The sequence below is a fragment of the Aeromonas sp. 600724 genome, from assembly GCF_049175135.1.
Classification (GTDB): Bacteria; Pseudomonadota; Gammaproteobacteria; order Enterobacterales; family Aeromonadaceae; genus Aeromonas; species Aeromonas veronii_A.
Genome location: NZ_JAAKUM010000003.1, coordinates 72,100 through 94,568, shown reverse-complemented (window position 1 = coordinate 94,568; position 22,469 = coordinate 72,100). Strand labels below are relative to the sequence as shown.

The window sequence follows — 22,469 nt, the reverse complement described above, 5'->3', positions numbered from 1 at the left end:
CCCTTATATGTTCAAAAACATGTCCATCGGCCAGAAACTGAGTGCCGGATTTGCCATCCTGGCCTTGTTGGTACTGGGCTTGGCCTGGTTTTCAATCAGCCAGCTGGCAAAGCTCTATGGTGATACCGAAACCATCACGGGTAATTTACTGCCTTCTACTCGTCTGGCGAGCCAGATGCATGTTGCCGTGCTGGATGCGCGTCGTTCAGAGTTGGCCCAGGTCATCGGTGGCCTGAACAAGGATGAGCAAGAGGTAAGCGATCGCACCCTGACCTTCAATAAGGCCAAGCAGGAATTTGAGCAAGCAGCCCAAAAATATGGTGCTTTACCTTTCACTACTGGTGAAGAGAAGCAGGTTTATGAGCAGGTGGTTGCGGCGGGGGCCAAGTATTTTTCGGTACATGACCAGCTGTTAAATGCCTTTGCTGCTGGCGATCTGGATAAAGTCAGAAGTCTGCGCAAAAACGAGACTCGTGCCGCATTGGAAGAGGTTGGTGCCAAGTCATATCGTTTGCGGGAGATCAATAACGAGATTGCCGATGAGATGGTGAAAGACATTGCGGCCATGTATAGCAATGCCAGAACCATGAGCATTATTGTCAGCCTGGTGACGCTGGCTTTTGTGGTGGTGATTGCCTGGCTGTTGACCGCCCAGATCCGCAATCCGGTGATGGCCCTGCTGGAGCAGACCCGCCGTGTCTCCTCCGGTGATCTTACCTCCCGCATCGATATGCAACAGTTCAACAATGATGAACTGGGGACTCTTGCCAAAGGGTTTGGCGAGATGCAGACCAATTTGCGTACCCTGGTCAGTGAAGTCTCGGGCTCAGTGGTGCAACTGAGTTCGGCCACCGAAGAGATGAGCTCGGTAGCAAGGCAGTCAGCGGCCAACATGAGTGCCCAGCAGCATGAACTTAATCAGCTGGCAACCGCGATGAACGAGATGCAGGCTACGGTTCAGGAGGTTTCTCGCAACACTAGCGATGCGGCCAGTGCCGCCACCTCGGCCAGCGAAACCGCAGAGATTGGGGCCAAGACTGTTAATGACTCTATTTTGCGCATCGAGCGGGTAGCGGGGGCCATCGAGAGCACTGCAGTGGTGATCCGCCAACTGGGCGATGATAGCCGCAATATCGGCATGGTGCTGGAGGTGATCCGCGGCATTGCCGAACAGACCAATCTGCTGGCATTGAACGCGGCGATTGAAGCGGCCCGGGCCGGTGAGCAGGGGCGGGGTTTTGCGGTGGTGGCTGATGAGGTGCGTACTCTGGCCAAACGAACCCAGGACTCCACCTCCCAGATCAATACCATCATTGCCGAGTTGCAGCAGCGTGCCGAACAGGCGGGCAGTACCATGCAACAGAGTCAGGAGCTGATGAACACCACGGTAGCTACCGCTCGGGAAGCGGGCGAGTCCATTTCCCAGATCAGTGGCTCGGTCAGCAGCATCTCCCACATGAACATCCAGATTGCGACAGCCACCGAAGAGCAGGGGGCGGTGAGTGAGGAGCTCAACCGCAACGTGGTCAATATCAGCCACGCCTCCGAAGAGGTGGCTGCCGGTGCCACCCAGATGGCTCAAGCTTGCAATGAGTTGAACCATCTGGCCAGCCAGTTGCAGGATATGGTGCGCCGTTTCAGGGTGTAATCCCTTGTCGAGTCAAACAGCCCGATTGCCGCGAGGTGATCGGGCTGTGTTATTTCCGAGGGCCAGAGCGAGCCGATGACTTGTTCCGCCGGGTGATATTGTGCATGCTGATGGCCCATTTTCCAGGCAGGACTCTTGCTGTATGAATCTTCGCGATCTCGAATATCTGGTGGCGCTGGATGAGGAAAAACATTTTCGCAAAGCCGCTGAACGCTGCTTTGTCAGTCAACCCACCCTGAGCGGCCAGCTGCGCAAGCTGGAGGATGAACTCGGGGTCATTTTGATCGAACGTACCTCGCGCAAGGTGCTGTTTACCCCGGCTGGCGATGCCATGGCCCATCAGGCTCGTCGGGTGCTCAAGGAGGTGCGCGAGCTCAAGAGCATCGGTCAGCACTTCTCCGAGCCGATGTCCGGGGAGATCCATATCGGTTTTATTCCGACCGTGGGCCCCTACCTGTTGCCCCGCATTATCCAGACCCTGCGTGAGCATTTTCCCCAGCTGGAGTTCTATCTCTATGAGGAGCAGACCCAAACCCTGCTCAAACGGCTGGAAGAGGGGGAGCTGGATTGCGTCATTCTGGCCGAGATGCCGGGGATGGAGGGGTTTGGTTCAATCCAGCTCTACCACGAGCCGATGTGGTTGGCTGTGCCTTGCCATCACCCCGAAGCACAGGCCAGACAGGTGCCACTCGGCAATCTCAAGGGCAAGAAATTGCTGATGCTGGCCGATGGCCACTGTTTGCGGGAGCAGGCGATGGGATTCTGTTTCGCCGGCGGGATAGGTGAGGATCAACGCTTCAAGGGGACCAGTCTCGAGACGCTGCGCAACATGGTGGCCGCCGGTAGCGGCATGACCCTGGTGCCAAAGCTGGCCGTACCCGCCGATCATGATGAGGGAGGTGTGAGCTATCGTCCTGTGGTTGACCCTGTGCCGGGTCGTACCATCTCGCTGCTCTATCGCCACTACTCGGTACGTCGCCCCTGTTTCAACGAGCTGGCCGCCTCGATTGCCACGCTGATGAGCAAGCAGTTGGCCCAATAAAAAAACCGGCAGCCAAGGCTGCCGGTTTTGCTTCTGCCGCGAGAGCAGCTTAGAAGATATCGTCGGTTGAGACAGGCCCTTCCACATCGGGGTTGTCACCACCATAGACCTGATTGCCGTCCGAACTGGGCGCGGCGTAACGGGTCGGCTCGGTCCCTTCCTTGAAGTATTCGTCGGTTCCGCCACTGGTCGCCAGCAGTCCGGTTTCGCTGTCAATCTTCACCGTCATGATCCCTTCGGGAACCGGCATCTTGTGCTCCGGCAGCTTTTTGAGGGCGACTTTCATGAAGTCGATCCAGATAGGCTGTGCAGCGCCACCACCAAACTCGGCACGGCCAAGGCCACGCTGGTGGTTGTCAAAACCGATCCAGGAAGTAGCTACGATGTCCGGGGTATAGCCGGAGAACCAGGCATCCCGCGATTCGTTGGTGGTACCGGTTTTGCCGGAGATATCGTGACGTTTCAGGTCACGGGCTGCACGCCAGCCGGTACCACGCCAGCCGTTGCCACCCCAGATGGCTGTGCTCAAGGTGTCGGTGATCAGGAACGCGCTCTGGGCACTGATGGTATGCGGGGCGATGGTTGGCGCGAGAGGGGTCTGCGTGCCATCTTGTGCTGCGCCATCAACAGTTGGCTCCGGCAGTGTGCTCTGCTCGGACGCCGTCTGCTGTTCGCAATTGTTGCAGGCAATGGCAGGATTGGCCTGATAGAGGGTGTTCTCCAGGCTGTCGGTGACTTTGTCGATGAAGTATGGGGTCACCAGGAAGCCACCGTTGGCCAGTACCGAGTAACCACGCACCACCTCGAGGGGGGTAAATTCGGCTGCGCCCAGCGCCAGTGACTCATGGGGCGAGATGAAGTCGCGGGGGAAGCCAAAGCGTGTCAGACCGTCGATATAGGTATCCAGACCGATGGCGCGCATCAGTCGAACCGACATCACGTTCTTGGACTTGGCCAAACCCAGACGCAGCGGGGTGGGGCCATCATAAACGGCCGGGGAGTTCTTGGGCTGCCACATGGGCCCTTTTGACGGATCCCACTGGTTGATTGGCGCATCGTTGATGAGCGACGCCAGGGTATAGCCGTGCTCCAGCGCGGTCGCATAGAGGAAAGGCTTGATATTTGAACCGATCTGGCGACGCGCCTGATCGACCCGGTTGAATTTGGATAGTTCGAAGCTGAAGCCGCCAACTACTGCTTCCAGCGCGCCATTTTTCGGGTTCATGGCAACCAGCGCGGCGTTGACGTCCGGGATTTGGGCCAGCAGCAATTCTTCGCCCTCTTCCCGCACCCAGATCTGGGCGCCGACTTTCAGTACATCGCGTGCCGATTTCGGGGCATAGCTTTGGCGGTCGTCGGTAATAAAGGAGCGAGCCCATTTAATGCCGTTCCAGCCCAGCTCTGCTTCCTTGCCATTTTTAAGTACCAGTGTGGCGCTACGGTCACCGAGCTTGGTCACGACTGCCGCCATCAGCGGATCATAAGTGGGTTGCTTGCCAAGGTGGGCCACGATCTGCTCGTAATCCCAAGCTGTTTCGCCTGCCTTCCACAACTGGGCCGTCGGGCCACGATAGCCGTGACGCATATCGTAGGCAAAGACGCCATCCAGCAGAGCCTGTCTGGCGGCCCTTTGGCGTTCGGCAGAGACGGTAGTGTAGACGTGCAGGCCCATGGTGTAGGCATCTTCACCAAACTGCTCTACCATCTTCTGGCGTACCATTTCACCCAGATAGGGAGCGTGCAGGGTCACTTCGGCGCCGTGAAAACGGGCCTTGATCGGCATTTTGGACGCTTCGTCAAACTGGGCCTGGGTGATCTTGCCGGTCTCCAGCATCCGACCAAGCACAACGTTGCGGCGCGCAAAGGCGCGCTCGGGGGATCGGATGGGGTTGAGCATGGAGGGGGCTTTGGGCAGACCGGCAATGATGGCGATCTCGTCCAGCCCCAGATCCTTGACCTCTTTACCAAAATAAACCTGAGCCGCAGCACCGATCCCGAAGGAGCGATAACCGAGAGGGATCTTGTTGAGGTACAGTTCGAGGATCTCGTCTTTTGAGAGATTCTGCTCGATCCGCCAGGCCAGGAAGACCTCCTTTATCTTGCGGATGATGGTTTTCTCATTGCTCAGGAAGAAGTTGCGTGCAACCTGCTGGGTAATGGTGCTGGCACCCTGACGGGCATGACCTGATACGGCCCAGACGGAGGCGGCGCGAATGATGCCGATGGGGTCAATGCCGGGGTGCTCGTAGAAGCGGGCATCTTCGGTTGCCAGTACGGCATCGATCATTGGTTGGGGGATTTCATCCAAGCGCAACGGAATGCGACGGATTTCGCCATATTGGGCGATCAATTCCCCATCTCGGCTGTAGACCCTCATCGGGGTTGCCAGTTTGACATCACGCAGTGCGGTGACATCGGGCAGTTGGGGTTTGATATAGAAGTAGATACCGATGAGGCTGGCAACACCCAGCACAGCACCCAGCATCATGACAATAAACAGGCGAACGAGCCATTTCAGCATGGAAGAACTACCAATCGTCTTAAATTTAGCCAACGGGCGCAGAGTATAGCCCTTTTGCCATCTGGAATTCGAGGTTTTCCTGTGGCAAGTCACCCATCGACAGGATGCGAGAGGTTAGCACTACAGTGAGCAATAACCAAGGTGCCTCCCTTTATCTCAAGAAAGCGAGGTGGGTCACTTTTCGGTATAAACTTTATGACATTGATAGTTAGAGCATTTAGGATGGATCAAGCTCTCATCTGATTAGAGTGTCCTACACTCAATTCAGGTATAAAACCCAATAACGCATGGATGTGTATATGTTTGGGCTATTTAATAAGGGATCCCTCCTCCCCCTGGTGGGCATTGATTTCGGTAGCCAGACCATCAAGGCCGTTACCCTCACTGGTCGTCCCGGCAAGCTGCATATTGAATCTGTTGCCGAGGTCGCCACCCCGAAAGGTACGCTGGTTGATTACCAGCTACAGGATATCGAGCGGGTCAGCCCATCTTTGAAAACCCTCAAGCGCCTTATCTCTGGCCACAGCGATTATGCCGCGACAGCGGTGACTGGTTCCAATGTGATCACCAAGGTCATCCAGATTGATGCTCGCCTTGGTGACAAGGAGCTGGAGAGTCAGGTGCAGCTGGAGGCCGAACAGATAATTCCCTTTCCCCTCGATGAAGTCAGCCTCGATTTTGAGGTGCTGGACACCAGCGCCAGTGAAGATCGTCAGGATGTCCTGTTGAGCGCAGCCCGTACTGAGAGCGTCAATGGCCGGGTCAGCGCTCTCGCTGAGGCTGGCATTGCCGTCAAGGTAGTGGATGTGGGAGCCCATGCCTTGGGGCGGGCCGTTGTGGCCTGTTTGCCCGAGTTGCAGGAGAGTGAGCGACCGATCGGGGTGATCGACATTGGCGCCAGTGCCATGACCTTCGCAGCCTTGGTCAAGGGAGAGGTGATCTACTCGCGCTTGCAGAATTTCGGCGGTGATCAATATAGCCAGGCGCTCTCCTCTTTTTATGGCATGACCCTCGATGAAGCTGAGCAAGCCAAGACCAAAGGCACCTTGCCTGTTGACCATGAGTTGGACGTGTTGATGCCACATATCAACTCGCTGTTGCAACAGGTGCGGCGCAATATCCAGCTGTTTTGCAGCTCGTCAGGTTATCGTGATATAGCCAAACTGGTGTTGACCGGGGGAGGCAGCTTGCTACCTGGCTTGTTGGTACAGGTAAAAGAGGAAGCCAATTGCGAGGTGTTTCATCCGGATTTGTTCGCCCTGTTTGGCAAACCGAAAGGAGAGGTTGATCTGGTACATGGCGCTAAATATATGACGGCATTCGGGTTGGCTCTGAGGAGTTTTACACCATGTCAAATATAAACCTTCTCCCCTGGCGCGAGGCTCGTGCTCAGCGGCAAAAGAAACAGTTTGGTGCCCTGCTCGGGCTTTTCGTGTTGGTCACTGTCGCACTGAGCCTCTTTGCCAACTGGCTGGTCGAGCGTCAGATTGCCGCCCAGCAGCAGCGTAATCAGCGTCTGGTTCAGGAGATGACCATCCTGGATGCACAACTGGGAGAAATCCGCCTGCTTAAAGAACGTCGCAAGGAGCTGATCGATCGGATGCAACTCATCGAACATCTTCAAATGCGTCGAAATGTGCCCGTTCGTCTTTTCAACCAGTTGCCCTCTCTGGTACCCAATGGGGTTTACCTCAATACCCTCTCGTTGCAGAACAATATTATCGATGTCAACGGCAAGACAGAAGCTTATGGTCGAGTGGCCAGCATGATGCGTCGAATCGATGGTTCCGGCTGGCTGGGACAGTCGAAAATAAGCACCATTTTTGCAGCGGAGGTCGCGCCGGTATCGTTGAGTCAATTCTCGATGATGTTCCTGATTGCCAATAATACCGCGGCTGCCGGGGATATGGCCAAGGAGAGCAAATGAACCTTCAGCAACTCAACGAGCTTGATCTGAATGACATCGCGAGCTGGCCAAAATGGGCGAAAGCTGTCTTTATCCTGCTGTGCTGTGTGTTGACTGGTGGCGCTATTTATTACTACGTGATTGCCAATTCCTTAGGCAATCTGACCAAAGAGAGCGCCAGAGAGACGGAGCTGAAAGGCCAGTTTGAAAGCAAGGCGATGCTGGCAGCCAATTTGGGCGCCTACAAGGCACAAATGATCCAGCTCGAGCAACTGGTCGATACCCAGCTCAAGCAGTTGCCCAATACCCATGAGGTCGCCGGTTTGCTGGACGATATCAGTTTTATTGCCACCGATAATGGCTTGAAACTCAATCGCATCAACTGGGAACCGGAGGTCAAGCACGAGTTTTCTACCGAATTGCCCATGCGGATCGAGGTAGTAGGTAATTATCATCAGATCGGCAAGTTTACGGCAGATATGGCAGCCCTGCCTCGTATCGTCATACTCGACTCCTTTACCTTGAGTCAGAGCAAGGATGAGGGAGACCTGATTGCTATGTCGATGCTGGCCAAAACCTACAAGTACAACGGTAAAACAGTGGAGCAGAAACAATGAGACGCATCTGCTGGTTGTTACCTGCCCTCTTGCTGACGGCCTGTGGTGGTCAGGAGGAGATGGATTCCTATATTGCCGAAACAAAGGCAAGACCCCCTGTACCTATTGAACCCTTACCCCAGTTGAAGCCGTTTTCCCCCATGCACTATCAACAACGCGATCTGCGTAGTCCCTTCATGATGCCGCAACCAGAAGCAAGTGTCGGGCGCGCGAATAGTGCCCAGGTGAAGCCTGATTGCGCACAGGTTATGATGGACAGAGAAAAAGAGGTATTGGAAAACTACTCTCTCGCCAGCTTGTCAATGCACGGCTCCTTGGGAAAGGCCGGGCAGTTGTGGGCCCTGATCAGCACACCTGATGGAAAATCAATACGGGTCGGGCTCAACCAGTATATGGGGCTCGATCAGGGTAGAGTCATCAAGATTACTCCTACGGCAGTGGATTTACTGGAAACCATTCCGGACGGGAAGGGGTGCTGGGTAACAAGAGAAACCCAGTTGGCGATGGCCAATATGCAAGAAAAACAATAATCAGGGACGAACAGCAATGAGAACAACCATAGACAGTGTAACAAAAGTGGCTTTGCTGTTTTGCGCCAGTGCCTTTGGTCAGGCGTGGGCAGTGGCAACCTTGCAAGAGATAAAAGTTAATCCATTGCTGGCAGACCAGTTGCAACTGGAGCTCAGCTTCAGCGAGCCTGTGAGTGGCTTTACCGATCGTCTCTCCTATCAACCTAACCAGCTCCTGTTGCATGTCCCCGGTGCTGTGGGCGCACTCAAGGTGAACCCGCTGCCTATTCAGCGTCAGGGAGTAGACAACATCAAGGTGGAAGGGAAGGGGGCAGGCCTTGATATCAAGATCGCTCTCGATCAGCTGGCTCCCTATCAGGTGCAGCAACAGGGTAATAAATTGCTGGTTTCCCTTGGTGAAGGGACCTCATCAGCTCTGATTAATGGCGAAAGCGCCCTGATTGCACCTGCCGCAACGGCTTCCTCAGCCATGGTGGCCACTCCAGCTCCTTCGGCACTGCTCAATTCTCAGGTTGTTGCCAAGTCAATGCCTGTTGCACCGGTAACCCCTCCTGTTGCGACGCCTGCTGCCAGCAAACCACTGCTCGGCAGCTATCAGAACAGTGGCGGTGGAGCCTATTTCAACTCGGTGACCGGGGTGGATTTTCGTCGTGGCAAGGATGGTCAGGGGGAGTTTCTGGTCACACTTGACAACAGCTCCGCTGCCGTCGATGTGAGCAGCCGCGGTCAAACTGTGCTGGCCAAGTTTCATGGTACTCGCGTGCCTGATGGTTTGCTTAATCTGATCAATGTACAGGATTTTGCGACACCGGTCTCTCAGGTTGAGGTGTCCCGGCAGGGCAACGATACCCTGTTTGAGCTGTCGGTTAATGGCCAGTTTGATTACCGTTACGATCAGGCTAATAAACTTTTCATTATCGAAGTGAAAAAACGCACGGCGGCATCTGCGTCTTCAAAGCAGTATCAGGGCAAGCCCATCTCATTGAACTTCCAGGATATCCCGGTTAGAACCGTGTTGCAGCTTATCGCTGACTTCAACAACCTCAATCTGGTTACTACCGATTCTGTGGCAGGCAATCTGACACTACGTCTGGATGGCGTGCCCTGGGAGCAGGCGCTTGACATCATTTTAAAAGTGCGCGGTCTGGATAAGCGGCTAGATAACAACATCCTGCTGGTTGCTCCGGCTGAAGAGATTGCAGCACGGGAGAAACAGCAGTTGGAGAGCCGGAATCAGGTGGCTGATTTGGCCCAGTTATATACCGAATATATGCAGATCAACTATGCAAAAGCATCCGAAGTGGCTGCTCTGCTCTCATCCGAGAGTACCAAGTTGCTATCGCCACGTGGCGCGGTGAGTGTGGATGAACGGACCAACGTGCTGGTTGTGAAGGATACGGCTGAGGTTATCAGCAGTATCAAGCGGATGCTGGATATTCTGGATATCCCGGTCAAGCAGGTGGTGATCGAAGCGCGTATGGTGACCATCGATGACGGTTTCGATGAAGCGCTCGGGGTACGTTGGGGAGTGACCAAGAACGATGGTCACGGCAACAGCACTTCAGGCTCTATTGAAGGGAATGATTCGTCCGGTAATAACGACGGTAGTTCAACGATTACCAGACCCTCGGTCGATAATCGGATGAACGTCAATCTGCCGGTGACCAATGCTGCCGGTACCTTGGCATTCCAGGTTGCCCGTCTGGCCGATGGAACCCTGCTTGACCTTGAATTGTCTGCGCTGGAAAAAGAGAGCAAGGCCGAGATTATCGCCAGTCCGCGGGTGACCACTGCGAACCAGAAACCGGCGTTGATCGAACAGGGTACCGAGATCCCCTATGTGGAGTCCTCTTCCAGTGGTGCAACCTCGGTCACCTTCAAGAAGGCGGTACTGAGCTTGAAAGTCACGCCGCAGATCACCCCTGACAACCGGGTGATCCTCGACCTGACCGTGACCCAGGATACCAAGGGCGAAACCGTACCGACCGGTACCGGTGATGCAGTCTCCATCAACGCCCAGTCCATCACGACGCAGGTACTGGTTAACAATGGCGAGACACTGGTGCTGGGCGGCATCTATCAGCAGACTATCAAAAGCGATGTGACCAAGGTGCCCTTGCTGGGTGATATCCCCGGATTGGGCGCCCTGTTCCGCAAGACCACCAGCGAGAACAAAAAGCGTGAACTGCTTATTTTCGTGACCCCCAAGATAGTCACCGACGCCTTCTGAAGGCTTTACATGTGAAGGTAAAACACATATAACCTTACGCCCCAATGAGGCTGGGGCGTAAGGGCTGCGGTTGCCAGTCCCGATATCTATTGAGATAATCCCCCTCCTGATCCATCGCAAGATAAGGTTCATAGGTACCCCGATCCAGTATTTATCGGGGTCGTACAGTTTGTAATTACTAACGAAAAAACATGGCTGAGAAACGCAATATTTTCCTGATAGGTCCCATGGGTGCGGGCAAGAGCACCATAGGTAGACATCTGGCAGAACAACTGCATATGGAGTTTTTCGACTCAGATCATGAGATTGAGCGCCGCAGTGGTGCTGATATCGGCTGGGTGTTTGATGTTGAAGGCGAAGAGGGTTTCCGTATTCGCGAAGAGAAGGTGATCAGCGAATTGTCTGAGCAGCAGGGTATCGTGCTGGCAACCGGTGGTGGAGCCATCAAGAGCCGGGAAACCCGCAACAAGTTGTCTGCTCGTGGCATCGTGGTCTACCTCGAAACCACCATTGAAAAGCAGTTGGCGCGTACACAGCGAGACAAACGCCGTCCTCTGCTACAGACTGAAGAGCCGCCGCGTGAGGTGCTTGAGCGTCTGGCACAAGAGCGCAACGCCCTGTATGAAGAAGTGGCTGACTTTGTTATCCAGACAGATGATCAAAGCGCAAAGATCGTTGCCAATCAGATTGTGAAGCTGATCGGTATGTAATCAAGAGGACGTCCATGGAACGGTTGAAGGTTGAACTGGGTGAGCGCAGCTATCCCATCGAGATAGCTGCCGGTTTGCTACAGCACTCCGAGGTGCTGGCAGCAAGCATCAAGGGCAGGCGGGTGATGATAGTGACCAATACGGTCGTCGCCCCGCTCTATCTTGAGAAAGTGACTTCCCTGCTGGCGGATTTTCAGGTGGAACACCTTGTTCTGCCCGACGGCGAGGCGTACAAGAACCTGGCGACCTTTGAGCAGATCATGTCTGCTCTGCTTGAAACCAACCATGGGCGCGATACGACACTGATCGCTCTGGGGGGCGGCGTGATCGGGGATGTGGTGGGCTTTGCGGCAGCAAGCTATCAACGTGGCATTCCTTTTATCCAGATCCCGACCACTCTGCTCTCCCAGGTTGACTCCTCTGTTGGCGGTAAAACCGCGGTCAACCACCTCCTCGGCAAGAACATGATTGGGGCTTTTTATCAGCCCAAACAAGTTGTTATCGATACCGAATGTCTGAGTACCTTGCCAGCCCGCGAATTTGCCGCAGGGATGGCCGAGGTGATCAAGTACGGCATCATTTGGGATGCTGATTTCTTCAGTTGGCTGGAGCAGAACATGGTGCGTCTGCAACAGCTGGAACCTGCCGCGCTGGCCTACGCCATCAAACGCTGCTGCGAGATCAAAGCCGATGTGGTCGGTCAGGATGAGACCGAGCACGGCGTCCGTGCGCTGCTCAATCTGGGCCACACCTTTGGTCATGCCATCGAGGCCGAGCAGGGGTATGGCAACTGGCTGCACGGTGAAGCAGTGTCCGCCGGCACCATGCTGGCTGCCTGGACTGCGCAGGCACGTGGCGATATGAGCGAAGCGGACGTTGCGCGAGTGCGCGCCCTGCTGCTGGCCGCCAATCTGCCCATTCATGCGCCTGCCGAGATGGATTTCGCCGCCTTTATTCGCCATATGCGCCGTGACAAGAAGGTGCTGGAAGGCAAGCTGCGTCTGGTGTTGCCGGTTGGCATCGGCCATGCGCAGGTGGTGGGGGATGTGTCCGATGCCGAGTTGCTGGCGGTGATCGAGTCTGGTCGTGACGAATAAACTGCTAAAACTTCCTTCCCAGCGGCAGCTGGTTGACCGGCTGCTGCATCTGATTGAATTCAATCACCCTTTCATTTTTCTCTCCGGTAAACCCGGTTGTGGTCGCGGTACCCTGTGCGAATCCCTGCTCGGCGTGTTGCCGGAAAAAGTGCGGGTGGTAAGCCTGATTGGTACGCCTGCCATGAAGATGGTGGATGTGCGCCAGCTGTTGCTGCCACAGGTGGTGGCGCGCCCGCTGTTCAATCCACAGGATGCGCTGGCGGAGAGCTTCTTTCGCATGCTGGAGGGGAGCAAGCCTGCCACCCTGTTGCTACTGATAGAGCGGGCCGACCAGTTGCCGGCCGACCTGCTGGGAGAGTTGTGGGCGATCATCCGTCATAACGATACCCTGGCGGCGCCCCATCAGCTGGCCATTATCGTCTCGGGCAGTGACGTCTGGTGTCGTACCCAACGGCCGCAGCTCAAAGGGCGAGCCATGCCAGCCCTTGAGCTGGAAGTGCCGCCACTGAGCCCGCCGGAGCAGCGCATCTTCTTGTATGAAAAAGCCAAAGAGCTCAAGATCCCGGCGACCCTCTTGCCCAAGCCGCAAGTGGAGGAGATCCTGAAAACGGCGAACGGACATCCGTCCACCATCATGCAGTTACTGGAGGATATCATGACCGACAGAAGGCCCAAGAAGCGTCAGGCGGAGTTGCCCGTCAAGAAGATTGCCACCGCTATCGCGCTGGTCGCTGGCGGCCTGCTGGCGTTGAGCTACCTGCTGCCTGCGCTTTTTGACAATGAAAGCAAACCGGCGCTGCAGGATCCGGCGCAGAACACGGCATTGCCGATCCCGGTAGCGGGAGGCGATCCCCTCACCGCAGGCGGTTCGAATACCGATGCCGCTGCACAAGGCGCGCAAAACCGCGATGCAGCCAACAATCCCAACGGGGTAGTGAAAGATTGGCAGCCGGAGGCGAAAGTGCTTCCCAAATCGGTGGAGAGCGAAACCGTGACCACCGAATCAACCAATTACGAAGGGCGTCGGGTGGTGATCTCTGACGAGGTCGTGCAAAAGCTGATGACCGAACCCAAGGTGAGCGGCGCTCTGCCTACTGACGTGGTGGACGAGCTGACCGGCAAGAACCCGAGTGGCACAGCCCCCAGTGGTGCAATCGCAACCACGGTGCCAGCCAGTACCTCCAAAGTACTGAATCCGGCGACAACCGCAACGCCTGCTGCTACCACCAAAACAGCCAGCAACGAGCCGGTTGCCGCGCCAGCACCCAAAGTGGCCCTGACACCGGTCGCCACCTTGAACAAGAAGCCGCGCAACCACTACAGCGTTCAGCTGATGGGGGCGAGCAACACCAAGGCGGTGGATCAATTTGTCGCCGAGCATAGTCTGGCGGGCAAGGTATGGGTCTATCAGACCAAATTCCGTGGCAGTCCCTGGTATGTGGTGCTGCAAGGAGATTATGCCGGTCTGACCCAGGCCAAGAGTGCCATTCGCAAGCTTCCGCCAGCCTTGCTGAAAGGCCAGCCCTGGCCCAAGTCGTTTGCACAGGTACAAAAAGAGCTGAAGCAATAGCCTTGATACCGGATAAGGGGGTAGAATCGTCCCCCTTTTTGGGTCTTGCCTTCTTACACACCGGATTTCCATGAAAAAAACACGCGCTTTTTTAAAATGGGCCGGGGGAAAATACTCCCTGGTTGAAGAGATTGCCGAGCGCCTGCCGGCCGGGCGTGTGTTGCTGGAGCCCTTCGTCGGGGCCGGGTCTGTGTTTCTCAACACCGACTACGACGCGTATGTGCTCAACGACATCAATCCGGATCTGATCTGCCTGTACAACCACCTCAAGCTGACGCCGGACAGTTTCATTGCCGAGGCGCGCAAGCTGTTTGTGGCAGAGCACAACCACAAGGCGGCCTATTATCGGCTGCGTACCCAGTTCAATCAGACCGAGACCACCTTCGAGCGGGCACTCTTGTTCCTGTTTCTCAACCGTCACGGTTTCAACGGACTGTGCCGCTACAACAAGAAGGGCGGCTTCAACGTGCCGTTCGGTTCCTACAAGAAGCCCTATTTCCCGGAAAAAGAGCTGTGGGCCTTTGCCGAAAAGGCGCAGAAGGCGACCTTTATCTGCGAGAGCTACGCCGACGCCATCAAGCGTGCCGAAGAGGATTGGGTTATCTATTGTGATCCACCCTATGCGCCGCTCTCCACTACGGCGAGCTTCACCACCTATGCCTCCGGCGGGTTTACCCTGGATGATCAGGCGATCCTGGCGCGACTGGCCCGCCACACAGCCGCTCACAAAGGGGTGCCGGTGCTGATCAGCAACCACGATATTGAGCTGACTCGTGAGCTTTATCGCGGTGCCCGCCTCGACGAGATCCTGGTCAAGCGCACCATCAGCCGCAATGGCGGCACCCGCAACAAGGTGGCCGAGTTGTTGGCGCTCTATCCGCCCGGAATCGAACCGGAGCAGGGCTACTATCCCAGCGACAGTGAACTGCTGCCACTGACGTAACAGACCATGCGGCGCCCAGGGGCGCCGTTTTTTATGGGCGAGTCCGCGCCCGTGCCGATGTCCCAAAACCTAGGTGGCTGGGGGAGGGGAGGCGATTGCCCCATTTACCCCGCATTCGAGTCGTTTTCGCCCGCCTTTTACGTTAAAATTGCGCCGCTTTTTCTCCCTGGCTGCCAATGGATGATGCTGATGAAAGACTTTCTGATTGCCCCCTCGATCCTCTCTGCCGATTTTGCCCGTCTGGGTGACGATGTAGCCAAGGTACTGGCTGCAGGTGCCGACGTGGTTCACTTCGACGTGATGGACAACCACTATGTCCCCAACCTGACCATTGGCCCCATGGTCTGTCAGGCGCTGCGTGACTACGGTATCGAGGCCCCCATCGACGTGCACCTGATGGTCAAGCCGGTGGATCGCATCATTCCCGATTTTGCCAAGGCCGGTGCTTCCCTCATCACCTTCCATCCGGAAGCGTCCGATCACGTTGATCGCTCTTTGGGCCTGATCAAGGAGATGGGCTGCCAGGCGGGTCTGGTTCTGAATCCTGCTACCTCGCTCTCCTGCCTCGAGTATGTGATGGACAAGCTGGATGTGATCCTGCTGATGTCGGTCAACCCGGGCTTCGGTGGCCAGAGCTTTATCCCCGGCACCCTCGACAAGCTGCGTCAGGTGCGTCGTCTGATCGACGAGAGCGGCCGCGATATCCGCCTCGAGATCGATGGCGGGGTGAAGGTCGACAATATCCGTGAAATCGCCGAAGCGGGCGCCGACATGTTTGTCGCCGGCTCTGCCATTTTCAGCCAGCCTGACTACAAGGCGGTGATCGACAAGATGCGTGCGGAGCTGGCTCATGTCACACGCTGAGCGCGCATTTGATTTGGTGCTGTTCGATCTGGACGGCACCCTGATTGACAGTGCCGCCCAGCTGGCGCTGGCAGTCAATCTGACTCTGGCAGACCTCGGTCTGGCACAGGCTGATGAAGTTGTGATCCGTACCTGGGTCGGCAATGGTGCCGACAAGCTGATCCAGCGGGCGCTCGCCTATCGCGAGGCTGACCCCGAGCTGTTTGCCAAGGCCAGACCGATCTTTTTCCAGCACTACAACGCCTGCCTGCTGCAAGGGCTGGCTATGTATGACGGGGTTGCCCAGAGTCTGCGTCGCCTGCAAACCCTGGGTTACAAGCAGGCGATCGTCACCAACAAGCCGAGTGATTTCGTGGCACCCATCCTCGATGCCCTTGGCATCAGCGATTGTTTCGAACTTTGGCTTGGCGGCAACTGCGTGCCAGTCAAGAAGCCGAGCCCGGAGCCATTGCTGCACGCTTGCCAGGAGTTGGGGGTGAGCCCGGCTCGCACTCTAATGGTGGGCGACTCCGAAAATGACGTGCTGGCGGCCAAGGCGGCCGGCATGAAGGTGGTGGGCCTGACCTACGGTTACAACTATGGCCGCCCCATTGCCGACTCCCATCCAGACTGGGTATTCGAGCAGTTTGCCCAGCTCGATGCACTTTTGGTCTAATAGCGCAGCTGGGCTGGCTGAATAACAAGGATTAACACTCTCATGACTAAACCAATCGTATTGAGCGGGGCGCAACCCTCCGGTCAGCTGACCATCGGCAACTACATGGGGGCCCTGCGTCAGTGGGTCAACATGCAGGATGAGTTCGACTGCCTCTACTGCATCGTCGACCTGCACGCCATCACCACTCGTCAGGACCCGGCTGCCCTGCGCAAGGCTTGTCTGGACGCAGCCGCCCTCTATCTAGCGGTCGGTATCGATCCCAAGAAGAGCACTGTCTTCATCCAGTCTCACGTGCCGCAGCACGCCGAGCTGGGCTGGATCCTCAACTGCTATACCCAGATGGGTGAGTTGTCGCGCATGACCCAGTTCAAGGACAAGTCCGCCCGTTTCGAGAACAACGTCAACGTCGGCCTGTTCGGTTATCCGGTGCTGATGGCAGCCGATATCCTGCTCTATCAGGCCAATCAGGTGCCGGTCGGCAACGACCAGAAGCAGCATCTGGAGCTGACCCGCGACATCTGTACCCGTTTCAACAACCTCTATGGTGAAGTGTTCACCATGCCGGAGCCCTTCATTCCGACCGAAGGGGCGCGGGTGATGAGCCTGCAGGATCCGACCAAGAAGATGTCCAAGTCGGATGACAACGAGGCCAACTTCATCGGCCTGCTGGAAGATCCCAAGCAGATCGTCAAGAAGATCAAGCGTGCGGTGACTGACTCCGACGAGCCGGCGGTGGTGCGTTTCGACCCGGAAAACAAACCGGGTGTCTCCAACCTGCTGACCCTGATGTCCGGCGTGACTGGCCGCTCCATCCCCGAGCTGGAGCAGCACTTCGAAGGCAAGATGTATGGTCACCTCAAGACCGAGACCGCCGAAGCCGTGGTTGCGCTGCTGGAACCGATCCAGGTTCGTTTCCACGAGTTGCGTCAGGATGAGGCCCATCTGATTGCGATTCTTGCCGAAGGGGCACAAAAGGCGCGTGAAAGAGCTGAAAAAACCCTGACCAGCGTATATGATGTAGTCGGCTTCGTTCCTCGAGCCTGACATACTGGGAAGGTGTAGTAGAAGAGAGCTGGGTATTTGCCTGGCTTTCTTTATTTTCCCACGTTGTATTTTGTTTAATTCTTTATTTCAACCCGGGTTATATCCCCAAGAGTACGCATGTCTGTTCAACCAAATATTTCGATTGAAGAGCTGAGTGATAAAGGTCACTGGCTGCGCAAGTTCCGCAAGGCGAAAAACCTCAATACCCTGCAATTGATGGTCTCCAATGCCATCGATAAACATCACAAGACTGCTGCCATCGCTGCAGCCATCTATCTGGCCGAGTGTCAGCGTGAACGGGAAATGGAACAGGGTCGTTATCTCGATCGTTAATTCTCCACTGTTGGTTATCTCATGCTGTTGTTGATCGATAACTACGACTCTTTTACCTGGAATCTGGTGCAATATTTCGGCGCCCTGGGACAAGAGGTTGTGGTCAAGCGCAATGATGAACTGACGCTTGATGCCATAGCGCAGCTCTCCCCCCGTTTTCTGGTGATCTCTCCCGGTCCTTGTACACCCAATGAGGCGGGGATCTCTCTCGATGCCATCAGCCACTTCGCCGGCAAGCTACCCATTCTTGGCGTCTGCCTTGGCCACCAGTCGCTGGCGCAGGCGTTTGGTGCCCGCGTGGTTCGCGCGCGTCAGGTGATGCATGGCAAGACCTCCCTGATTCGCCATCGCGGCGAAGGGGTATTCTACGGTCTAAAGGATCCCTTGCGGGTGACCCGTTATCACTCACTGGTGGTGGAGCGCGACACGCTGCCCGACTGCTTCGAGGTCACCGCCTGGAGCGAGCATGCCGATGGCTCGTTTGACGAAATCATGGGATTACGCCATAAGACACTTCCTGTCGAGGGTGTTCAGTTCCATCCGGAGAGTATTTTGAGCGAACAGGGCCATTTGCTGCTGGCCAATTTTCTGTCCTGTTCATAAAAATTTGTGATCACCTTCTCAAGTTTGAAAGAAGGTAAAAAATATTTCTCTGACACTTTATTCAGCCCCCTTCCAGCCCAAATTATCTCTTGCCAAGCCCCCCTGAGTCGTTATGCAATGCGGCTGCCTAAAATCTCAAGGTCAATCGAACATTGTTCCTCATAGGTCGTCTTGTTACAGACTTTTTACTTTATTTCTGTGATAATCCCGTCACGTTTACACGGATTTAACTTTTAGGCGGTGGATTATTCTGTCGCCGAATCTGAAGGAGAGCTATATGTCAGAGTTGTTGGCAGTGACACGTGAAGTGTTTGATGAAGTGATGGTTCCCAACTATGCGCCAGCCAAGATCATCCCGGTGCGTGGTGAAGGGTCACGTGTCTGGGATCAGGAGGGGCGCGAGTATGTCGACTTCGCCGGTGGTATCGCCGTTAACGGCCTGGGTCACTGTCATCCCAAGCTGGTCGAGGCTCTGAAAACCCAGGGCGAGAAGCTGTGGCACCTCTCCAACGTAATGACCAACGAACCGGCCCTGCGTCTGGCCAAGAAGCTGGTCGCGGCCACCTTTGCCGACAAGGTCTACTTTTGCAACTCCGGCGCCGAAGCGAATGAAGCTGCCCTCAAGTTGGCTCGCCGCTACGCCATCGAGAAGTTTGGCGAGCAGAAGACCCAGATCATCGCCTTCAATCAGGGCTTCCACGGTCGTACCTTCTTTACCGTCAGCGTCGGTGGCCAGGCTGCCTACTCCGATGGCTTCGGTCCCAAGCCCGGTGACATTACCCATGTTCCCTACAACGATCTGGCGGCACTAGCCGAGGTGATCTCCGACAACACCTGCGCCGTGGTGATGGAGCCGCTGCAAGGGGAGGGTGGCATCATTCGTCCTACCGACGAGTTTGCCAAAGGGGTGCGCGAGCTGTGCGACAAACACAATGCCCTGCTGGTGTATGACGAAGTGCAGTCAGGGGTCGGCCGGACCGGTGATCTCTATGCCTATATGGGGCTCGGCGTCACGCCGGACATCCTCACCAGCGCCAAGGCGCTGGGGGGCGGTTTCCCCATCGGCGCCATGCTGACCACCGACGAAATCGCTTCTTATCTGAAAGTGGGCACTCACGGCTCTACCTACGGCGGTAACCCGCTGGCCTGTGCGGTCGCCGAGGCAGTGATCGACGTGATCAATACTCCCGAGGTACTGGACGGGGTCAAGCGGCGCGAACAGCTGTTCCGCGATGGGCTTGAGGCGATCAACGCCAAATACCACTGCTTTAGCGAAGTGCGTGGCAAGGGGCTGCTGCTGGGTGCCGCTCTGAGCGAGGACTTCAAGGGGCGTTCCCGCGACTTCCTGCTGGCCTCTATCGATCAGGGGCTGATGGCACTGGTTGCCGGTACCAACGTGGTTCGTTTTGCCCCTTCACTGGTGATCCCGGAAGCGGACATCAAGGAAGGGTTGGCCCGCTTCGAGAAGGCGGTTGCCCAGGTGGTCAACGCCTGATTCCAAATTGAGGTGGGGAGCTCTCCCGGCAGGAGCCGGGCCCCCACCTGTCGTCAATGAAAGGGAGTTGTCATTTATGTTGGTTATCCGTCCCATCGAGCAAAAAGATTTTGCCGGGCTCAAGACCTGCGCCATCGAGTCCGGCACCGGCATGACCTCGTTGCCCGTCAACGATGAGTTGCTGCAGCGCAAGATCGATGCTTCTACCCAGACTTTTTCCGACAAGCCCGCCGGCAAGGGGGACTGCCTCTACTTCTTCGTGGCTGAGGATCTGGAGACCGGCGAGATGGTCGGCACCTGTGCCATCGATGCCGCGGTTGGCCTCTCCCAGCCGTTTTACAACTACCACATCGGCAAAGTGGTGCACTCTTCTCCCAAGCTCGGCATCTACAACGTCGTTGAAACCCTGACTCTCTCCAACGACTACACCGGCAACTCCGAGCTCTGCACCCTGTTCTTGCGCGAATGTGCCCGCGAAGGGCTCAACGGCCGCCTGCTCTCCAAGCACCGCTTTCTGTTTATGGCCGAGCACCCCGAGCTGTTTGACGAGACCGTCTTCGCCGAAATGCGCGGCGTCTCCGATGCCAACGGTCACAGCCCCTTCTACGAGTGGCTGCAAACCCACTTCTTCTCGATGGATTTTCCCACCGTCGACTATCTGACCGGCATCGGCAAGAAGCGTTTTATCGCCGAACTGATGCCCAAGTACCCCATCTACGTCAATTTGCTGAGCAAAGAGGCGCGGGCCGTTATCGGTCAGACCCACGAGAAGACTCGCCCGGCCATCAAGATGCTGCAGGACGAGGGCTTCGTGAACCGTGGCTACGTCGATATTTTCGATGCGGGCCCCACCGTCGAGTGCGACGTGAAGAATATCCGCAGCGTGCGCCGCAGCAAGAAACTGCGGGTGCTGGTGGGCGAGCCCATCGGTGGCAAGACCCACCTTATCTGCAACAGCCGTTTCGAGCATTACCGCGCCTGCTACGGCAATATCCGGGTCGATCTCGACAAGCACGAAGCCATCATCCCGCCCAAGATGGCGGCGGCACTCAAGGTACAGGATGGCGACATGGTGCGGGTGGTCGACCTCGACTGAGACAAACAGGACAAGCAAACCGATTATCAGGCAGGCAGCCGAGGCTGCCTGCCAGCGACAGGGAGTGAATGGATGAGCCAGTTAGTGCAATTTATCGACGGTCAGTGGCTTGCCGGTGAAGGCAAGCCGTTCGAGTCAACCGATCCGGCCAAGAACGAGGTGATCTGGCAGGGGGCTGCCGCCAGTGCGGCGCAAGTGGATGCTGCCGTCAAGGCGGCCCGTGCCGCCTTCTACCACTGGGCGGATTTGAGCCTTGAAGATCGTCTGGCCATAGTGCGCCGTTATGCCGACCTGCTCGGCGAGCAGAAAGAGGCGCTGGCCCTGACCATCGCCCGCGAAACCGGCAAACCGCTGTGGGAGACCCGCACTGAAGTAGCCGCCATGCAGGGCAAGATTGCCATCTCCATTCGTGCCCACGACGAGCGCACCGGCACCGTTGAAAATGCCATGCCGGGCGCCAAAGCGTTTGTCCGTCACAAGCCCCACGGCGTGGTGGCTGTGTTCGGCCCCTACAACTTCCCGGGCCATCTGCCCAACGGCCATATAGTCCCGGCCCTGATCGCGGGTAACGCCGTGGTGTTCAAACCCTCCGAGCTGACCCCCATGGTGGCCGAGGCCATGGTCAAGGTGTGGCAGCAGGCCGGATTGCCCAAGGGGGTGCTCAATCTGGTGCAAGGGGAGGTCGAGACCGGCAAGGCGCTGGCGGGCAATCCCGATATCGACGGCCTCTTCTTTACCGGCTCCTCCCGCACCGGCCATTTCCTCCATCAACAGTTTGCCGGCCAGCCGGGCAAAATTCTGGCGCTGGAGATGGGCGGTAACAACCCGCTGATCGTGAAAGATGTGAGCGACATCGACGGCGCCGTCCATGCCATCGTCCAGTCGGCATTTATCACCTCGGGTCAACGTTGCACCTGTTCCCGCCGTCTGTTTGTCGAGCGCGGTGAGCGGGGCGATGCCCTGGTCAATCGACTGATCGAGGTGGTCAGCCAGATCAAGGTCGGCCTCTACGACGCTGCCGAGCAGCCGTTCATGGGCTCGATGATTAGCGAGAAGGCAGCACTGGGCATGGTCGAGGCGCAAGCCAACCTGCAGCGCCTCGGTGGCGAGAGCCTGCTTACCCTCAAGCACCTGGAAGCGGGCACAGGCTTTGTCTCCCCGGGTATTATCGACGTGACCTCAGTCAGCGAGCTGCCTGACGAAGAGTACTTCGGCCCGCTGCTGCAACTCATTCGTTACGATGATTTCGATGCTGCCATCGATCAGGGCAACGCCACCCGCTACGGTCTCTCGGCCGGTCTGCTGGGGGATAAGGAGGCGGACTGGCACCACTTCTTCAAGCGGATCCGCGCCGGTATCGTCAACTGGAACAAGCCCATCACCGGCGCCTCCAGTGCCGCGCCGTTTGGTGGCATCGGCGCCTCCGGCAACCACAGAGCAAGCGCCTACTACGCTGCTGACTACTGTGCGTATCCGGTTGCCTCTGTCGAAGACAGCAAAGCCGCGATGCCGGATCAACTGTCGCCCGGCCTGCGCTTCTAATAACGACACGGGGCATCCAG

Annotated in this window: 20 protein-coding genes; 19 read left to right on the top strand and 1 reads right to left on the bottom strand. The window is 56.7% G+C overall.

Features of this window, described 5'->3' with window-relative positions; all coding sequences use genetic code 11:
• Window positions 1–7: 7 nt before the first annotated feature.
• Both G5168_RS03885 and oxyR read left to right on the top strand, forming a co-directional pair.
• Window positions 8–1,648 carry a methyl-accepting chemotaxis protein gene (locus G5168_RS03885; RefSeq protein ID WP_216978208.1) on the top strand — a complete coding sequence of 547 codons (1,641 nt, stop codon included), beginning with the start codon at window positions 8–10 and terminating at the stop codon, window positions 1,646–1,648.
• A gap of 142 nt (window positions 1,649–1,790) precedes the next feature.
• Window positions 1,791–2,690: a DNA-binding transcriptional regulator OxyR gene (gene oxyR, locus G5168_RS03880; RefSeq protein WP_216953055.1), complete on the top strand. Its 900-nt coding sequence runs from the start codon at window positions 1,791–1,793 to the stop codon at window positions 2,688–2,690.
• Between the two features lie 49 nt (window positions 2,691–2,739).
• Here the strand turns inward: oxyR and G5168_RS03875 are convergent, their stop codons facing one another.
• Entirely contained in the window at window positions 2,740–5,211 is a 2,472-nt protein-coding gene (locus tag G5168_RS03875) for a penicillin-binding protein 1A (RefSeq protein WP_216953056.1), read from the bottom strand.
• Between the two features lie 299 nt (window positions 5,212–5,510).
• On the opposite strand from G5168_RS03875, the gene tapM reads away from it, so the two are divergent.
• The 17 genes from tapM to astD all read left to right on the top strand — a co-directional run bounded on the left by tapM (window position 5,511) and on the right by astD (window position 22,449).
• The gene (gene tapM, locus G5168_RS03870; protein ID WP_302055918.1) at window positions 5,511–6,572 is read left to right on the top strand and encodes a PilM family type IVa pilus assembly protein TapM; all 1,062 of its coding nucleotides are present in this window, start codon (window positions 5,511–5,513) and stop codon (window positions 6,570–6,572) included.
• Window positions 6,560–7,138 carry a PilN family type IV pilus biogenesis protein TapN gene (tapN, locus tag G5168_RS03865; RefSeq protein ID WP_216953058.1) on the top strand — a complete coding sequence of 193 codons (579 nt, stop codon included), beginning with the start codon at window positions 6,560–6,562 and terminating at the stop codon, window positions 7,136–7,138. The genes tapM and tapN overlap by 13 nt, the downstream gene beginning before the upstream one ends.
• A complete protein-coding gene (gene tapO / locus G5168_RS03860; protein WP_216953059.1) occupies window positions 7,135–7,734 on the top strand; it encodes a PilO family type IV pilus biogenesis protein TapO in 600 nt (199 codons plus the stop codon). The genes tapN and tapO overlap by 4 nt, the downstream gene beginning before the upstream one ends.
• A complete protein-coding gene (locus tag G5168_RS03855; protein ID WP_216953060.1) occupies window positions 7,731–8,264 on the top strand; it encodes a pilus assembly protein PilP in 534 nt (177 codons plus the stop codon). Before tapO ends, G5168_RS03855 begins: the two co-directional genes overlap by 4 nt.
• 16 nt (window positions 8,265–8,280) lie before the next feature.
• Window positions 8,281–10,494: a type IV pilus secretin PilQ gene (locus G5168_RS03850; RefSeq protein WP_216953061.1), complete on the top strand. Its 2,214-nt coding sequence runs from the start codon at window positions 8,281–8,283 to the stop codon at window positions 10,492–10,494.
• Between the two features lie 191 nt (window positions 10,495–10,685).
• A complete protein-coding gene (gene aroK / locus G5168_RS03845) occupies window positions 10,686–11,204 on the top strand; it encodes a shikimate kinase AroK (RefSeq protein WP_005347909.1) in 519 nt (172 codons plus the stop codon).
• Between the two features lie 14 nt (window positions 11,205–11,218).
• Window positions 11,219–12,301, top strand: coding sequence for a 3-dehydroquinate synthase (gene aroB, locus G5168_RS03840; RefSeq protein ID WP_227342105.1), 1,083 nt, complete (start codon window positions 11,219–11,221; stop codon window positions 12,299–12,301).
• Complete coding sequence (locus G5168_RS03835; RefSeq protein ID WP_421172090.1) at window positions 12,291–13,871, top strand: SPOR domain-containing protein; 1,581 nt, start codon at window positions 12,291–12,293, stop codon at window positions 13,869–13,871. Before aroB ends, G5168_RS03835 begins: the two co-directional genes overlap by 11 nt.
• Before the next feature lie 70 nt (window positions 13,872–13,941).
• A complete protein-coding gene (locus G5168_RS03830; protein WP_005335008.1) occupies window positions 13,942–14,814 on the top strand; it encodes a Dam family site-specific DNA-(adenine-N6)-methyltransferase in 873 nt (290 codons plus the stop codon).
• A gap of 189 nt (window positions 14,815–15,003) precedes the next feature.
• Entirely contained in the window at window positions 15,004–15,678 is a 675-nt protein-coding gene (gene rpe / locus G5168_RS03825; protein WP_005335006.1) for a ribulose-phosphate 3-epimerase, read from the top strand.
• Window positions 15,665–16,333 (top strand): phosphoglycolate phosphatase, encoded by a 669-nt coding sequence (locus G5168_RS03820; RefSeq protein ID WP_227342109.1) that lies wholly within the window; start codon window positions 15,665–15,667, stop codon window positions 16,331–16,333. Before rpe ends, G5168_RS03820 begins: the two co-directional genes overlap by 14 nt.
• A 42-nt stretch (window positions 16,334–16,375) precedes the next feature.
• Window positions 16,376–17,380: a tryptophan--tRNA ligase gene (trpS, locus tag G5168_RS03815; protein WP_219296416.1), complete on the top strand. Its 1,005-nt coding sequence runs from the start codon at window positions 16,376–16,378 to the stop codon at window positions 17,378–17,380.
• 117 nt (window positions 17,381–17,497) lie between these two features.
• Window positions 17,498–17,713, top strand: coding sequence for a hypothetical protein (locus tag G5168_RS03810; RefSeq protein WP_216953064.1), 216 nt, complete (start codon window positions 17,498–17,500; stop codon window positions 17,711–17,713).
• A 21-nt stretch (window positions 17,714–17,734) separates the two neighbouring features.
• Complete coding sequence (locus G5168_RS03805; RefSeq protein ID WP_216953065.1) at window positions 17,735–18,316, top strand: aminodeoxychorismate synthase component II; 582 nt, start codon at window positions 17,735–17,737, stop codon at window positions 18,314–18,316.
• Between the two features lie 277 nt (window positions 18,317–18,593).
• Window positions 18,594–19,811 (top strand): aspartate aminotransferase family protein, encoded by a 1,218-nt coding sequence (locus G5168_RS03800; RefSeq protein ID WP_216953066.1) that lies wholly within the window; start codon window positions 18,594–18,596, stop codon window positions 19,809–19,811.
• 76 nt (window positions 19,812–19,887) lie between these two features.
• Window positions 19,888–20,907: an arginine N-succinyltransferase gene (gene astA / locus G5168_RS03795; RefSeq protein WP_005334994.1), complete on the top strand. Its 1,020-nt coding sequence runs from the start codon at window positions 19,888–19,890 to the stop codon at window positions 20,905–20,907.
• Between the two features lie 72 nt (window positions 20,908–20,979).
• The gene (astD, locus tag G5168_RS03790) at window positions 20,980–22,449 is read left to right on the top strand and encodes a succinylglutamate-semialdehyde dehydrogenase (RefSeq protein ID WP_227342111.1); all 1,470 of its coding nucleotides are present in this window, start codon (window positions 20,980–20,982) and stop codon (window positions 22,447–22,449) included.
• Window positions 22,450–22,469: the final 20 nt, after the last annotated feature.